Below are 14,018 nucleotides of genomic sequence, written 5' to 3'. Positions count from 1 at the left end.
TCATTGCACCCTGCGGGGCTGGTAGGGTGCAACAAGCGCCGCGCCGTGCACCGACACCGACAACAGGAGCCCGCCAATGCAGATCATCGCCCATCGCGGGGCCAGCAGCCTGGCCCCGGAAAATACCCTCAAGGCCATACGCCTTGCCCTCGAGTTGGGTGCCCCTGCCATCGAGATAGACGTGCAGCAAGCAGATGGCGAACTGTGGGTATTCCACGATCGTCGCCTGGAACGCTGTACCAATGGTCATGGGGTGCTGAGCCGACAACGTGCCGACTACTTGCATGGCCTGGATGCCGGTGAGGGGGAGCCCATTCCCCTCCTGTGGCAAGTCATGACGCTTCTCAAGGGACGCTGTGAGCTGCATATCGAGCTCAAGGGGAGTGATACGGCAGAGGGGGTCGCGGCCCTCACCCGACGTGCCGAGCGCGATCTCGGCTTTACCCCGGAGCAGTGGCTGGTCTCCTCCTTCCATCACCCCGAATTGGCCCGCTTCGGCGCACTGCGCCCCGAGATCCGGCTCGGCGCCCTCATCGCCAATCGCCCCCTGGCCTTCTCCCATGCCGCCGAGGCACTCAATGCCTGGTCACTGAACTGCGACCTCGATTTCGTGGATGAAGCCCTGGTGAGGGATGCCCATGATCGCGGATTCAAGGTGCTGATCTATACGGTCGATCAGTTGGAAGATGCCCGGCAATTACATGAATGGGGGGTCGATGGAATCTTCACCAACAGTCCCGAGCGGATGCTGCAGGACCCTGAGCTGGGTCAAAACGCCACAGACCACGAAAATAAAGGGGTCGAGGGGATAAAGAAGCCGGAAATCGGCCGATAACCTAAGGGACCATAACAATAAAATAATCCATTCTGACTAACGCAGACAGACGCTCACAAGGATGTACCCATGAACCTATCTATCAAAAACAAGCTGGTACTGGCCGTCGGCCTGATCATTCTGATCATTACCGGGCTGCAGGTCTGGTACAACACCAGCCAGCTCAAGAGTGAAACCCAGCGCCTGGTCTGGAACATCATCGACGAGAGCTCCACCTCCAACGTCAAGGGGATCTCCCGCTGGCTCGACTCGCGCATCGGCATGGTCACCTCCGCCAAGGAGGCCTTCACCGATCAGGATGCCCCCATCAGCCACCTGGCCCAGGCCATGAATGCCGGCAACTTCGACCTCGTCTACGCCGGGACTCAGGATGGCAAGATGATCCAGAGCAAGCCGACCGACCTGCCCGCTGGCTATGACCCTCGCCAGCGCCCCTGGTACAAGGAAGCCATCGCCGCCGGCAAGCTCATCATCACGGAGCCCTATGCCGACATCACCACGGGCCAGCTCATCATCACCATCGCCGAGCCTTTCACCCGGGGCAACACCCAGGGCGTCATCGCCGGTGACGTCTCCATCGACAGCCTGGTGCGCGATATCCTGGCCATGAACCAGGAAGGTACCTATGCCGTGCTGGTCGACAAGAGTGGCGTCATCATCGCCCACCCGGACAAGGCGTTGGCCCTCAAGCCCGCCACCGAGATCTCCCCCGAGCTGACCCCTGCCAAGGTCAACGAACTGGCCCATGATGGCGCCATCTCCGACATGGTGATCGGCGGCAAGCTGAGCGTATTCGACCTGACCGAAATTCCCAACTCCAGCTGGTACTTCGGCATAGTGGTGGATGAGGCGGTGGCCTATCAATCGGTGTCGCGCATGGTGACCTCCACCCTGCTGCAGGGACTGCTCACCATCCTCATAGTGGCGGGTTTCTCCTCCCTGGCCATCAGCCGTGCGCTCTCCCCCTTGCAGACCCTGGGTGAGGCCATCGCCGACCTTTCCCGTGGTAATGGTGACCTGACCCGCAGGGTCAAGATTGAGCGGGAAGACGAGGTGGGTACGGTTGCCAAACACCTCAACACCTTCATCGATCGCATCCACGTCATGGTGCAGGACATCTCCAACTCCTCGGGTCAGCTCAATCAGCAGGCCAGCTCCTCTCATAACATGGCGGAGAAATCGAGCCAGGGGCTGGCCCGCCAGCAGAACGAGATCTCCCAGATTGCCACTGCGGTACACGAGATGTCCGCCACCGCCGTCGAGGTGGCCAGCAACGCCGAGCAGACCGCCGATGCGGCGCGCACCTCCTCCAGCAGCTGTGAGCACGGCAAGCAGGTGATTGCCCGCAACCAGAGATCAATCACCGATCTCGCCACCCAGGTGAAGCAAGCCTCCGGCATCATTCAAGAGCTGGAGAAGAACGCTCAGGAGATCAACACCATCCTCTCCACCATCCAGGGCATCGCCGAGCAGACCAACCTGCTGGCGCTCAACGCCGCCATCGAGGCCGCCCGGGCCGGTGAACAGGGTCGCGGCTTCGCCGTGGTCGCCGACGAGGTGCGAGTCTTGTCCCAGCGCACCCACAGCTCCACCGTCGAGATCCGCAGCATGATAGAGACCCTGCAGCGCAACACCCAGGGGGCGGTCAGCACCATGCACGAGGGTCAACTGCTCGCCCAGAACAGCGTGGATGATGCCAGCAACGCCACCCTGGCCCTGGAGCAGATCACCGCCTCCATCAATCAGATCTCCGACATGGCGACCCAGATCTCCAGTGCCGCCGAGGAACAGCGCGCCGTCACCGACGAGGTGAGCCGCAACATACAGGCGGTGAAGGATGTCTCGGACGAGCTGGCCGAGGATGCGGATAGCTCCCGCAACCTCTCCGCCCAACTCAAGAACATCTCGGGAGAATTGAGCAATCAGGTCGGCATGTTCCGCATCTGAGCGCGTTGAAAAAAAACAAAGGGGCCATTCAGGCCCCTTTGTTTGATAAACTCTTTTTGCTTCTGTGGCCATCATTCCCTTTCCCCCCACCTGGCTGTGAGCCCGCTCTCCATCCAGGTAACGAATTTACTCATATAAGTCCCCACTCAGTTATATTCGCATTACTTTTTTGACGCCTTTTTGGCACAAGACCATGCGAATAATTATTATTAAATATTTTTGATAAAAAACTTAAAAACGTTAGGGTTAATACCTAAAAAGAGAGGTGTTTCTCATTTTTTTGACAGAAAACTAAGTACAATCTTGGACTTAAATGACAACGATCCGCAATGCGGCTAATCCGAGCTGACTGAAGGATGGCGATGAATACGGCAGTTTTGTCCATGGAATGGGGTGATTTGCATAAAAGTCACCATTGCCACGCACTAAAACAGAGCAGTTTGACTTGTATCAAGCCTGAATTTTTTTCATAGAGCAAAATCGTGCCTAGCAAATCTATCCCTAAGGAGGCAGATGTGGATATTATCAAGACCGATGTCGCCATCATCGGTGCCGGTGGTGGTGGCCTGCGTGCCGCTATCGCCATAGCAGAAGCCCACCCGGATCTGGAGATCGCCCTGATCTCCAAGGTCTACCCGATGCGCAGCCACACCGTGGCCGCAGAGGGTGGCGCCGCCGGTGTTGTCCGCGACGATGACTCCCTCGAAAACCACTTCAACGACACCGTGTCCGGTGGCGACTGGTTGTGCGAGCAGGACGTGGTCGATTACTTCGTCGAAAACTGTACCCAGGAGATGGTCCAGCTGGAGCACTGGGGCTGCCCCTGGAGCCGCAAACCGGACGGCAAGGCGAACGTGCGCCGCTTCGGCGGGATGAAGATCCCCCGCACCTGGTTTGCCGCCGACAAGTCCGGTTTCCACATTCTGCATACCCTGTTCCAGACCTCCATCAAGTACCCGACCATCAAGCGCTTCGACGAGCACTTCTGCATGGACTTGATCGTGGAAGATGGCCGCGTCCAGGGTGTCCTGACCTTCGATATCCAGAACGGCATCACCCGCTTCATCCAGGCCAAGTCCGTCATTCTGGCCACAGGTGGCGCCGGTCGTGTCTACCGCTACAACACCAACGGTGGCATAGTCACCGGCGATGGCATGGCCCTGGCCTACCGTCACGGTGTGCCCCTGCGGGACATGGAGTTCGTCCAGTATCACCCGACCGGCCTGCCGGGCACCGGTATCCTGATGACCGAAGGTTGTCGTGGTGAAGGTGGCATCCTGGTCAACAAGGATGGTTACCGCTATCTGCAAGATTACGGTCTGGGCCCGGAAACCCCGGTCGGCGAGGCCAAGAACAAGTACATGGAGCTGGGCCCGCGCGATCGTCTCTCCCAGGCATTCTGGCAGGAGCAGCAGAAAGGCCGCACCATCCCAGGCCCCATGGGCGACGTGGTGCACCTCGACCTGCGCCACCTCGGCGAGAAGTACCTGAAAGAGCGCCTGCCCTTCATCTGCGAACTGGCCAAGGCCTACGTGGGTGTGGATCCGGTCAAGGAGCCGATCCCGGTTCGTCCGACCGCCCACTACACCATGGGTGGCATCGAGACCAACGGCCAATGCGCCACCCGCATGCCGGGCCTCTATGCCCTCGGCGAGTGTGCCTCCGTCGGTCTGCACGGCGCCAACCGGCTGGGCTCCAACTCCCTGTCCGAAATCGTGGTGTTCGGCAAGGTGGCCGGTGAGCACGCCGGTGAATTTGCCAAGACCCAGACCCATGGCGACACCCAGGCCCTGGCCGCCAAGGCCGAGCAACTGATCAAGCAGCACCTCTCTCTGCTCGACATCGACGGCACCGAAAACCCGGCCGATATCCGCAACGAATTGGGCCTGTCCATGGAAGCCGGGGTCGGTATCTACCGTACCGAAGAGCTGATGCAGGGCACCATCGACAAGATCAACGAGCTGAAGGCCCGTTACAAGAAGGTCAAGATCAACGACAAGTCCTCTGTCTTCAACACCGATCTGCTGTACGCCATCGAACTGGGCTACATGCTGGACGTGGCCGAAGCCATGGCCCACTCCGCCATCAACCGCAAAGAGTCTCGTGGCTCCCACCAGCGGCTGGATGGATTTGAGGAGCGGGATGACCTGAACTACCTCAAGCACTCCCTCTCCTTCTATAACCAGCAAGGCGCCCCGACCATCGACTACTCCGATGTGAAGATCACTAAATCCCAACCGGCAAAACGCGTCTATGGCTCCGAGGGTGAACAGCAGGACAAGGCCAAAAAGGCCGCGACCATGGCATCCCAACCGGTAGCTGAACAGGTGCACGGTTCCGAGGGTGAGAAACAAGACGAGGCTAACAAACATGGCTGAGATGATCGAAATTGAGATCCTGCGCTACCGCCCGGAGCAGGACAACGAGCCCTGGATGCAGACCTTCCAGGTGCCTTATCTGAAAGAGATGTCCCTGCTGGATGCCCTGCAGTACATCAAGGATCAGCTGGACTCTACCTTAAGCTTCCGCTGGTCCTGCCGGATGGCGATCTGCGGCTCCTGCGGCATGATGGTCAACGGCATTCCGAAGCTGGGCTGCAAGACCTTCCTGCGGGACTACCTGCCGGGCAAGATGAAGATCGAACCGCTCAACAACTTCCCGATCGAGCGCGATCTGGTGGTCGACATGTCCGATTTCATCGAGAAGCTGGAGAGCATCAAGCCCTACATCATCCCGTCTGAGCCGCGCAACCTGTGCGACGGCGAGTACACCCAGACCCCGGCTGACATGGCGAAGTATCACCAGTTCTCCATGTGCATCAACTGTGGTCTGTGCTACGCCGCCTGCCCGCAGTATGGCATCAACAAGAAGTTCACCGGCCCGGCGGCCCTGGCGCTGGCTTATCGCTACAACGCCGACAACCGCGATGGCGCGTCCAAGGAGCGGATGAAGATCATCAGCCAGGATGAGGGTGTCTGGGGTTGTACCTTCGTGGGTTATTGCTCCGATGTCTGTCCGAAGGGCGTGGATCCGGCCGCTGCCATCCAGCTTGGCAAGGTCGAGAGTGCCAAGGACTACATGATCGCCATGTTCAAGCCAGATTGAGATCAGGAGTGAGACCATGAACAACACCAATAGCAAACGTAAGCCTTACGTGCGCGAAATGAAGAAAGACTGGTGGCTGAAGAACGCCTTCTACACCGGTTACATGATCCGCGAAGGCACCAGCATCTTCGTCTCCATCTATGCCGTGGTGCTGATGTGGGGTCTGCTGCGACTGGTTCAGGGTCAGGAGGCGTTCAACGGCTGGCTGGAATCCCTGCAGAGCCCGATCGCCATCCTGTTCCACGTCATCGCGCTGGCAGCCTGCCTGTTCCACGCCAAGACCTGGTTCGCCCTGGCTCCCAAGGCCATGCGCATCTTCCGTGGTGAAGACCTGCTGCCGGAGAAGCCGATCGTCATCGTCCAGTATGTGGCGCTGGCGGTGGTATCCCTGCTTGTCCTGATCATCGTGGCCTGAGGAGATTAATGATGAGACGTTCTGACGAACCCATTTACTGGGGACTCTTTGGTGCCGGTGGCATGGTGGTTGCCATGCTGCTGCCGGTGATTGTCCTCATTACCGGTCTGCTGGTGCCCATGGGCATCATGGACGTGGAGACCATGAGCTTCGAGCGCGTGCACGACTTCGCCAGCTCCTGGTGGGGTGCCTGCATACTGCTGGTCATCATAGCCCTGCCCATCTGGCACGGCATGCACCGCATCTACCACGGCCTGCACGACCTTGGGATCCACACCACCAAGCTGCACCACTATGTGTTCTATGGCTTCGCCTTCCTGGTGTCCGCCATCACAATCGGTCTGCTGATGGTGCTGGTACTCCAGTAATCCTTAGGTTGCCAGCAACAGATGCTAAAACCGGGCCCAGTGCCCGGTTTTTGTTTGGCTGTCGTTTAGCCTGCGGGCTAAGGGCGCGGCGTTGGCCACAGGGCCCGCAGGGAGGCTGGCATGGCAGCGACGTGCAGAGACGGCGTCTGGTGCCAGTCGGCCAGTTTTTGCAGCGCCTTCTCCAGATCCTGCGCCAGGCAGGCGCTCACCCTGACCCCATCCTCCAGGTAGAGGCTCTTGACCTCGAACACCCCCTCCTTGCGATGAGCCTTGGCATCCAGACGCCCCACCAGCTTGCCCCGGCGCAGCAGGGGCAGCACGAAGTAGCCGTATTGACGCTTGGGAGCCGGGGTGTAGCACTCGATGCGGTAGTCAAAGCCAAACAGTTCGCTGGCCCGCTTGCGATCCCACACCAGGGGATCGAAGGGCGAGAGCACGGCTGTGTGGGTCGCCTTGAGAGTGCCAGCCTGGGCCCGGGCCAGCTCATCGGAGAGCGATGCGTGCACGAAGGCGCCGTGCTGCCAGCCCTCCACCCGCACCGGCAACAGCTCCCCCTCGTCCGCCAGCTGATGGAGCAGGGCGTCGTACTTGCCACGGCGCAGCCGGTAGTAATCCGCCACCCAGCCGGTCTTGACCAGCCCCAGCGCCCGGCAGCTGGCCCGCACCATGTCTCGCTGGGCGAGCTCAGGGCTCGGCAGATCCCGCCCATCGTCCCACTCGGGCATGACCCGCTCGGCCAAGTCGTAGACCCGCTGGAAGTTGCGCCGCTCGCGCACCATCAGGCGCCCTGCGGTAAACAGCACCTCCAGGTGGCGCTTCTCCGGCTTCCAGTCCCACCAGCCATTGCCCTTGCCCCCCTTGCGCTCGAAGTCGATGGCCCGCACCGGGCCATCCCGGCGAATCCGCTCGACTATCTGCTCTATCTCGCCGCCGTGGGTCTTGAGCCACTGGGCGGAGAACTTCCAGCCCATGGCGGCGGGATCCAGCATCCGATGGCGCAGCAGCCGGTAATCCTCCCGGGGGACGAAGCAGGCCTCGTGGGCCCAGTATTCGAAGAGATCCCCCTCGGCCAGCAACTGCTCCAGCCAGACGGGATCGTAGTGGCCGAGCCGGCTGAACAGCACCAGATAGGGGCTGCGCGCCACCACAGAGATGCTGTCTATCTGCAGCAGCGCCATGCGGCGGATGCAGGCCAGCAGATCGGCCGGGCCCGCCTTGCGCCTGGGCGGCGCCAGCAGACCCTGGGCTGCGAGTTGCAGATGACGGGCATCCTGAACACTGAGATGAATGGCAGACATGGGGATGGCCTCGGGAGAGTGGATCCCCAGCATGCCCAAAAGTGGCCCGGATGAAAACCGGGCTACACCATGTGGACGCTATCCCCGCTGAAGAGGGCGTCCCTAGGGCTGAATCCTGCCCTTGGCGAGCACGGCCACATCCGGGTGAGGCAGACTCAGTTGTGCGCCGAGCCGCGCTGCCAGCCAGTGAAAGGAGGCGTCGGCGAAAAAAACGATATGTGTGGGATCGTGGCGATAACGCCAATGCCGAAAGCGCTCGTCGCTGAGCACCCGCTGGGTCTGCAACACCAGCAGGCCACCGGGCTTGAGGCAATCCCACAACTGGGTGAGCACGGCGCCTGGCTCGGCCAGATGTTCAATCACCTCGGTACTGGTGATGAAGTCATATTGCCGAGTCAACAGGGCGGGCAGGTCGGCATAGAACTTGTCATAACCGGCCATCTGGTAACCCGACTCGCGCCCCATGGCCAGCAACGCAGGTCCCGGGCCACAGCCGAAATCCAGCCCGCTCGCGGGCGCCGGGATCTGCGCCAGCACCTGACCAAAGGCGCGCATCAGAAACCTGCGGTAGCCGGGGTCATCCACTTCGTTCTGGTGGCCGTCATAGACCCGCTTCTCGGTCGCATCATCCAGCCGATGAACCGGCGCCATGAACACCAGGGCACAGTCGAGGCAGCGGCCATACAGCTTGTCAGCCACCGGCAAGGCATAGTGCCGGGTGCTGCCGCACAGGGGGCAGGCGCAGAGTTCCACACAGACTCCTTACTTGTATCGGGATGAAGCGCGATCTTGGTCGGCGAGCAATGTGCCTGCCCACAGACGCCATGGCAAGGGCGGAGTGCGACTGCGTCATGACCGGACATTATCGGAGCCTATTTTTTCATCTTCTTAATGGTGTCTTAAGTTTGCTCTTTTAGGCTGCACTCATTGACGATGAGGAGATGGCTCATGACGACAGATATCCAAGCCCCCTATCGGCTCGTGCTGGCCGAGCAGCCGCAGCAGAGGGCCGAATTGCAAGCCTATATCCAGCACGCCTATCAGCGTGAATTCGATGCCACCATACCCCACTTTCTCTCTTGCCTCGTCGGTCTCTATCGCGCCGATGGTCTGCTGGTGGGGGCCTGTGGCCTCCAGCTTGCCAGGGATGAGCCCCTCTATCTGGAGCAGTATCTGGAGCAGCCGATTGAAGATGCGATCGCCTGCGGCCTCGGCATCCAGACGGGGCGAGAGCGCATCATAGAGGTCGGCAACTTCGCCTGCCTGACCCCGGGCAATGCGCGCCTGATGTTCGCCGCCCTCACCTGCCTGCTCTGTGACAATGCGTTGGATGTGGTGGTCTTCACCGGCACCGCCAAGCTGCGCAACAGTTTCCATCGCCTGCACCTCGAGCCCGTTGAGCTGGCGAGCGCCGAGCCGCACCGGGTCGGTGAAGACGCTCAGGCCTGGGGGGCCTATTACCAGTGCCAGCCCAGAGTCATGGCTGGCGATCTCGGCCTGGGGCGCCAGATGTTGAGCCAGAACAGTCTGCTGATCTCCCTGTTGGGGCCGATGCCGTCCCTGTTTCCCTGCCAGATGAGGGCATCCTTATGAGCCTGTTCGACACCCTGTTCGATCTCTCCTGTCAGGATCCGCACCGCCCGGCCCTGTGTGACAGCCAGCAGAGCCTGAGTTATGGCGAACTCTGGCCTCAAATACGCAGCCTGGCCTGGCGTCTGGAAGACGCGGGGGTGCGCCGCCTCGCCCTGCAACTCGATAATGGCCTGCCCTGGGCGCTGATCGACCTGGCCTGCGCCCTGGCCAACATCGTCGTGATCCCCGTGCCCCACTTCTTTAGTGCGCAGCAGCAGGCCTGGCTGCTCCAGAGCAGCGGGGCCGATGCCCTGGTCGGCCCTGCCCGTGATGGCTGGCAAGCGGATCACCCCCTCACCCTGCTCGGCGCCGAACTGACGCTGTGGCGCTGCCAGCCAGCTCAGGTCCCAGCCCTGCCAGAGGGTACCGCCAAGATAACCTACACCTCCGGCAGCACGGGGCAGCCCAAGGGAGTCTGCCTCTCCTGGCCCCATCTGATGAGGGTGTGCCACTCCCTGGCCGAACGGGTCGCGCCAGCCGGGGTTGAACGGCACCTGACCCTGCTGCCCCTGGCCACCCTGCTGGAGAATCTTAGCGGTCTGTACGTGCCGCTGCTCACCGGCGCCTGCAGCCGCATCCCTTCCCCGGTCGAGCTTGGTTTCTCCGGCTCCAGCAAGCTGGACCCCATGATATTGGCCGAGGCACTCACACGCTGGCCCAGCCACAGTCTGGTGCTGGTGCCCGAACTGTTGCGCCTGCTGGTCGGCCTGCGCGCCAACCAGCCAGATCTCGCCGGGGAGGTACGTTTCATTGCCGTCGGTGGCGGCAAGGTGGCCCCTGCACTGATCCTGCGTGCCCGCGCCCTCGGCTTGCCCGTCTATGAGGGTTATGGCCTCTCCGAATGCGGCTCTGTCGTGGCGCTCAATGGCCCGGATCAGATGAAAGTGGGTAGCGTGGGGAGGCCTCTGGCCCACTGCCGAGTCAGCATTGCCCTGGATGGCGAGGTCATGGTGGAGGGCGCCACCATGCTCGGCTACCTGGGTGACCCCCAGTGCAACCAGGGCACCCTTGCCACAGGCGATCTCGGCCAACTGGACGAGGAGGGGTATCTGCACCTCACCGGGCGCAAGAAAAATGTCCAGATCACCGCCTTTGGTCGCAACTTTTCCCCCGAATGGATAGAGGCCGAGGCCCAGCTCTGTCCCGCCATCGGCCGCATCGTGGTATTTGGCGACGGTCAGCCCGCCAACGTGGCGCTGATCCAGGCGCTGCCCGGCAGCCATACCCAGCTGGCGCAACAGATCGAGCAACTCAACCAGCAGTTGCCCGATTACGCCCGCATCCACCACTGGCTGCCGGTGGCGCTGGATCAGCACCCCGGCCTGCTGACCGCCAACGGTCGGCCCCGCCGCAACGAGATCTATCACCACTTTTCCCGGCAGATCGAGCAATGCCTGACCCAAGGCCTCACAGGAGAGACCTCATGAGCTTCTATCAGACCCTGCAACACACCACCGCACATGAGCGCGAACATCTGCTCAGCGCGCCCATCATCGAAGCCTGTCGCCGCGGCGAGATCAGCCGCCAGACCTATCTCACCTTCCTGGCCCAAGCCTTTTATCATGTGCGCCACACCATGCCGCTGCTGATGGCCACCGGCGGCAAGCTGGGACAGGAGTATGAGTGGGTGCGCGGCGCCATCCGGGAGTACATCGACGAGGAGTACGGTCATCAGGAGTGGATCTTAAGCGACATCCGCGCCTGCGGCGGTGATGCAGAGGCGGTGCGCCACGGCCAGCCCGAGCAGCCCATCGAGTTGATGGTGGCCTTCCTCTATGACCAGATAGCCCGTGGCAATCCCATGGCCTTCTTCGGCATGGTGCAGGTGCTGGAAGGCACCAGCGTGGCCATCGCGACCACCATTGCCGACCAGCTCAAGAGCGGATTGGGTCTGCCACCCCAGGCGATGAGCTATCTCAGCTCCCACGGCGCCCTGGATCAGGAACACCTCAAGTTCTTCGCATCCCTGATGGACAGGGTCGAGAACCCGGCCGATCAGGGGGCCATTGTTCATGCCGCCAAGGTGGTCTACCGCCTCTACGGCGACATGCTCTACAGCCTGACGGAGCGCCATTGATGGCTGTCATCTGTTCTCTTTCACCCGGGGGGCGCTCGTCATGAATCTTTCCGCAAAGCGCATACTGCTCACCGGTGCCAGCGGCGGCATCGGGGAGGCCCTGGCTCAGGAGTTGGCAGCACAGGGAGCCATCTTGTTGCTGCATGGACGCCGCAGCAGCGCCCTGGAGCGGCTGCGCAAGGGGCTACCCACCCCTGACCGCCATCAACTGCTGGTAGCAGATCTGATGACGGCAACGGGCCTCGCTCAGTTGCTGCAACACCCGGCACTGGATGAGCCCATCGATGTGTTGATCAACAACGCCGGTTGCAACGAGTTTGCCTGGTTGGAAGATCAGAGCAGCGAGCAGGTCGAACGCCAGCTGCGCCTTAACCTGGAGGCCCCTGTTCAGCTCTGCCGCGCCCTCTTGCCCAGGCTCAATCACCCTGGCCTCATCATGAATGTGGGCTCCTGTTTCGGCGCCATCGGCTACCCGGGCTACAGCGTCTACTGCGCCAGCAAGTTTGCCCTGCACGGCTTTAGCGAAGCCCTGGGGAGGGAGCTGAAAGGCTCTGGTATCAAGGTGATCCACTTCGCCCCACGGGCGACCCGCACCCGACTCAACTCGACCGAAGCCTATGCCATGAATGCCGAACTCGGGACCAAAACCGATACCCCGGAAGCCGTGGCCGAGGCGGCGTCGCACGCCCTGATGCGGGAGGGACGCAACTACTGGCTCGGTTGGCCCGAGGCCTTGTTTGTGCGGCTCAACGGCCTGCTGCCCGCCCTGGTCGACTGGGCCCTTGCCAAACAACATGCCGTCATAGCACGCCATGCCCGCCAACGACAGCCCCTCAACACCGAACAAAAAAAGCAACAGGATCAAGGAGAAACACAATGAAAAAGACAGTGATAGCCACCCTTGCCCTGCTCGCACTGACCCCCGGCCTCTCCCAGGCCGCCCCCCTGGATCTCGGTGGCATACAACAGGCCTGGGCCCAGTGTCAGTACCAGCAGAGCAGCGACAAGCAGGAAACCTGCCTCAAGCAGTTGAACAGCGAGGCAGCCGAGGCCAGCGCCGCGGCGCCCTTCAACACGGATCTGCTGATCTGGTCTGCCATAGTGCAGAGCAGCTGGGCCGGTGCCAAGGGGGGGCTGGGGGCGCTGAGTCTGGTCAAGGCGGCCAAGACCAAACTGGAGATTGCCATCAAGCAGGATCCCAAGGCGCTCGACGGCTCCGCTTATACCAGTCTGGGATCCCTCTACTACAAGGTGCCGGGTTGGCCGGTGGGTTTTGGCGATGACGAGAAGGCGGAGCAACTGCTCAAGCAGGCGCTTGCCCTCAATCCAGACGGCATAGACCCCAACTTCTTCTATGGCGACTTTCTGATAGATCAAGGCCGCAAGGCTGAAGCCAGGCCTTATCTGGAACACGCCCTCAAGGCACCGGACAGACCGGGGCGCGCCCTGGCCGATCAGGGCCGACGGGCCGAAGCCAAGGGGCTGCTTGCCAAACTCTGACGCCATGGCATACCCGAGAGGGCGGCTGCAATCCGCCCTCTCTCCTCCCGCAAGAACCTGTCCAAGCGGGTGAGTTAACCCGTGGAATTCTTTGTTTAAACTGCGCTCGCCAGCAGACATACTGGGAGGCCTTGCTGACCCGGAGTTGTGTATGCGAGTACTGTTGGTGGAAGACGATCTCATGCTGGGTGACGGCATGCGCGATGCCCTGCGCAGCAGCGGTTACACCGTGGACTGGCTGCAGCTCGGCCTGCCTGCCCTGTCCGTGCTCAAATGCGAAGAGTTCGCCACCCTGATCCTGGACCTCAACCTGCCCGATATAGATGGCATCAGCCTGCTGCGCCAACTGCGCCGCGCCGGGCACAGCCTGCCGGTATTGATCCTCACCGCCCGGGATGCCCTGGATGACAGGGTGCTCGGCCTGGATGCTGGTGCCGACGATTACCTGGTCAAGCCGTTTGCCCTGCAGGAGCTCAACGCCCGCCTGCGCGCCCTGGTGCGGCGCAGCAAGGGGCAGGCCCAGTCGGTGCTGGAATATGGTGATATCCTGCTCTATCCGGATGCACAGCAGGTCACCTATCGGGGGGAAGCCGTGCGACTCACCCCTCATGAATACAAGCTGTTGCAGGAACTGTTGACTCAGACGGGTCGAGTGCTCAGCAAGGAGCAGCTGCAACAGAGCCTCTATGGCTGGGATGAAGGCGCCGAGAGCAATGCGGTCGAGGTACATATCCACCACCTGCGTAAAAAGCTCTATTCGGACCTCATTCGCAACATCCGTGGCGTCGGCTACATAGTGCCGCTCAAGGAGTCCCTCCCCTGATGGTCACCACTCCTCCTG

The 14,018-nt window shown here is 61.4% G+C and carries 14 protein-coding genes; 12 read left to right on the top strand and 2 right to left on the bottom strand.

Annotated elements, in window-relative coordinates; all coding sequences use genetic code 11:
• Window positions 1–76 precede the first annotated feature (76 nt).
• The 6 genes from M2367_RS00565 (at window position 77) to frdD (ending at window position 6,670) form a co-directional block, all read left to right on the top strand.
• Window positions 77–835 (top strand): glycerophosphodiester phosphodiesterase, encoded by a 759-nt coding sequence (locus tag M2367_RS00565; protein WP_224431113.1) that lies wholly within the window; start codon window positions 77–79, stop codon window positions 833–835.
• 69 nt (window positions 836–904) lie between these two features.
• Window positions 905–2,782 (top strand): methyl-accepting chemotaxis protein, encoded by a 1,878-nt coding sequence (locus tag M2367_RS00560; RefSeq protein WP_259235488.1) that lies wholly within the window; start codon window positions 905–907, stop codon window positions 2,780–2,782.
• Between the two features lie 515 nt (window positions 2,783–3,297).
• On the top strand, window positions 3,298–5,160 hold the full coding sequence (gene frdA, locus M2367_RS00555) for a fumarate reductase (quinol) flavoprotein subunit (protein ID WP_084218143.1): 1,863 nt from the start codon (window positions 3,298–3,300) through the stop codon (window positions 5,158–5,160).
• Window positions 5,153–5,887, top strand: coding sequence for a succinate dehydrogenase/fumarate reductase iron-sulfur subunit (locus M2367_RS00550; RefSeq protein WP_042040876.1), 735 nt, complete (start codon window positions 5,153–5,155; stop codon window positions 5,885–5,887). Before frdA ends, M2367_RS00550 begins: the two co-directional genes overlap by 8 nt.
• 16 nt (window positions 5,888–5,903) lie before the next feature.
• Entirely contained in the window at window positions 5,904–6,302 is a 399-nt protein-coding gene (locus tag M2367_RS00545; protein WP_259235487.1) for a fumarate reductase subunit C, read from the top strand.
• An 11-nt stretch (window positions 6,303–6,313) separates the two neighbouring features.
• Window positions 6,314–6,670 (top strand): fumarate reductase subunit FrdD, encoded by a 357-nt coding sequence (gene frdD / locus M2367_RS00540; protein WP_042040878.1) that lies wholly within the window; start codon window positions 6,314–6,316, stop codon window positions 6,668–6,670.
• Between the two features lie 77 nt (window positions 6,671–6,747).
• Here frdD and M2367_RS00535 read toward each other — a convergent pair whose 3' ends face one another.
• Together M2367_RS00535 and M2367_RS00530 are read right to left on the bottom strand one after the other, a co-directional pair.
• Window positions 6,748–7,968, bottom strand: coding sequence for a winged helix-turn-helix domain-containing protein (locus M2367_RS00535; protein ID WP_259235486.1), 1,221 nt, complete (start codon window positions 7,966–7,968; stop codon window positions 6,748–6,750).
• 102 nt (window positions 7,969–8,070) lie between these two features.
• A complete protein-coding gene (locus tag M2367_RS00530) occupies window positions 8,071–8,721 on the bottom strand; it encodes a class I SAM-dependent methyltransferase (protein WP_259235485.1) in 651 nt (216 codons plus the stop codon).
• Window positions 8,722–8,916: 195 nt separating this feature from the next.
• Here M2367_RS00530 and M2367_RS00525 point away from each other — a divergent pair, with 195 nt between their 5' ends.
• The 6 genes from M2367_RS00525 (at window position 8,917) to M2367_RS00500 (ending at window position 14,000) form a co-directional block, all read left to right on the top strand.
• Window positions 8,917–9,561: a thermostable hemolysin gene (locus tag M2367_RS00525; RefSeq protein ID WP_259235484.1), complete on the top strand. Its 645-nt coding sequence runs from the start codon at window positions 8,917–8,919 to the stop codon at window positions 9,559–9,561.
• A complete protein-coding gene (locus M2367_RS00520) occupies window positions 9,558–11,027 on the top strand; it encodes an AMP-dependent synthetase/ligase (RefSeq protein ID WP_259235483.1) in 1,470 nt (489 codons plus the stop codon). The genes M2367_RS00525 and M2367_RS00520 overlap by 4 nt, the downstream gene beginning before the upstream one ends.
• Window positions 11,024–11,677, top strand: coding sequence for a TenA family transcriptional regulator (locus M2367_RS00515; RefSeq protein ID WP_259235482.1), 654 nt, complete (start codon window positions 11,024–11,026; stop codon window positions 11,675–11,677). Before M2367_RS00520 ends, M2367_RS00515 begins: the two co-directional genes overlap by 4 nt.
• 40 nt (window positions 11,678–11,717) lie before the next feature.
• Complete coding sequence (locus tag M2367_RS00510; protein ID WP_259235481.1) at window positions 11,718–12,557, top strand: SDR family oxidoreductase; 840 nt, start codon at window positions 11,718–11,720, stop codon at window positions 12,555–12,557.
• Window positions 12,554–13,177 (top strand): tetratricopeptide repeat protein, encoded by a 624-nt coding sequence (locus tag M2367_RS00505; RefSeq protein WP_259235480.1) that lies wholly within the window; start codon window positions 12,554–12,556, stop codon window positions 13,175–13,177. Before M2367_RS00510 ends, M2367_RS00505 begins: the two co-directional genes overlap by 4 nt.
• 151 nt (window positions 13,178–13,328) lie before the next feature.
• Window positions 13,329–14,000: a response regulator gene (locus M2367_RS00500; RefSeq protein WP_042040884.1), complete on the top strand. Its 672-nt coding sequence runs from the start codon at window positions 13,329–13,331 to the stop codon at window positions 13,998–14,000.
• Window positions 14,001–14,018 lie beyond the last annotated feature (18 nt).

This window comes from Aeromonas sp. BIGb0445 (genome assembly GCF_024809075.1).
Classification (GTDB): Bacteria; Pseudomonadota; Gammaproteobacteria; order Enterobacterales; family Aeromonadaceae; genus Aeromonas; species Aeromonas rivuli.
The sequence above is the reverse complement of the archived record's forward strand: the minus strand, read 5'-3'. Positions and strand labels throughout refer to the sequence as shown.

Coding starts and splice junctions, on each gene's coding strand:
- M2367_RS00565 (WP_224431113.1), top strand. CDS start 77: ATGCAGATCATCGCCCATCGCGGGGCCAGCAGCCTGGCCCCGGAAAAT.
- M2367_RS00560 (WP_259235488.1), top strand. CDS start 905: ATGAACCTATCTATCAAAAACAAGCTGGTACTGGCCGTCGGCCTGATC.
- M2367_RS00550 (WP_042040876.1), top strand. CDS start 5,153: ATGGCTGAGATGATCGAAATTGAGATCCTGCGCTACCGCCCGGAGCAG.
- M2367_RS00545 (WP_259235487.1), top strand. CDS start 5,904: ATGAACAACACCAATAGCAAACGTAAGCCTTACGTGCGCGAAATGAAG.
- frdD (WP_042040878.1), top strand. CDS start 6,314: ATGAGACGTTCTGACGAACCCATTTACTGGGGACTCTTTGGTGCCGGT.
- M2367_RS00535 (WP_259235486.1), bottom strand. CDS start 7,968: ATGTCTGCCATTCATCTCAGTGTTCAGGATGCCCGTCATCTGCAACTC.
- M2367_RS00525 (WP_259235484.1), top strand. CDS start 8,917: ATGACGACAGATATCCAAGCCCCCTATCGGCTCGTGCTGGCCGAGCAG.
- M2367_RS00520 (WP_259235483.1), top strand. CDS start 9,558: ATGAGCCTGTTCGACACCCTGTTCGATCTCTCCTGTCAGGATCCGCAC.
- M2367_RS00515 (WP_259235482.1), top strand. CDS start 11,024: ATGAGCTTCTATCAGACCCTGCAACACACCACCGCACATGAGCGCGAA.
- M2367_RS00510 (WP_259235481.1), top strand. CDS start 11,718: ATGAATCTTTCCGCAAAGCGCATACTGCTCACCGGTGCCAGCGGCGGC.
- M2367_RS00505 (WP_259235480.1), top strand. CDS start 12,554: ATGAAAAAGACAGTGATAGCCACCCTTGCCCTGCTCGCACTGACCCCC.
- M2367_RS00500 (WP_042040884.1), top strand. CDS start 13,329: ATGCGAGTACTGTTGGTGGAAGACGATCTCATGCTGGGTGACGGCATG.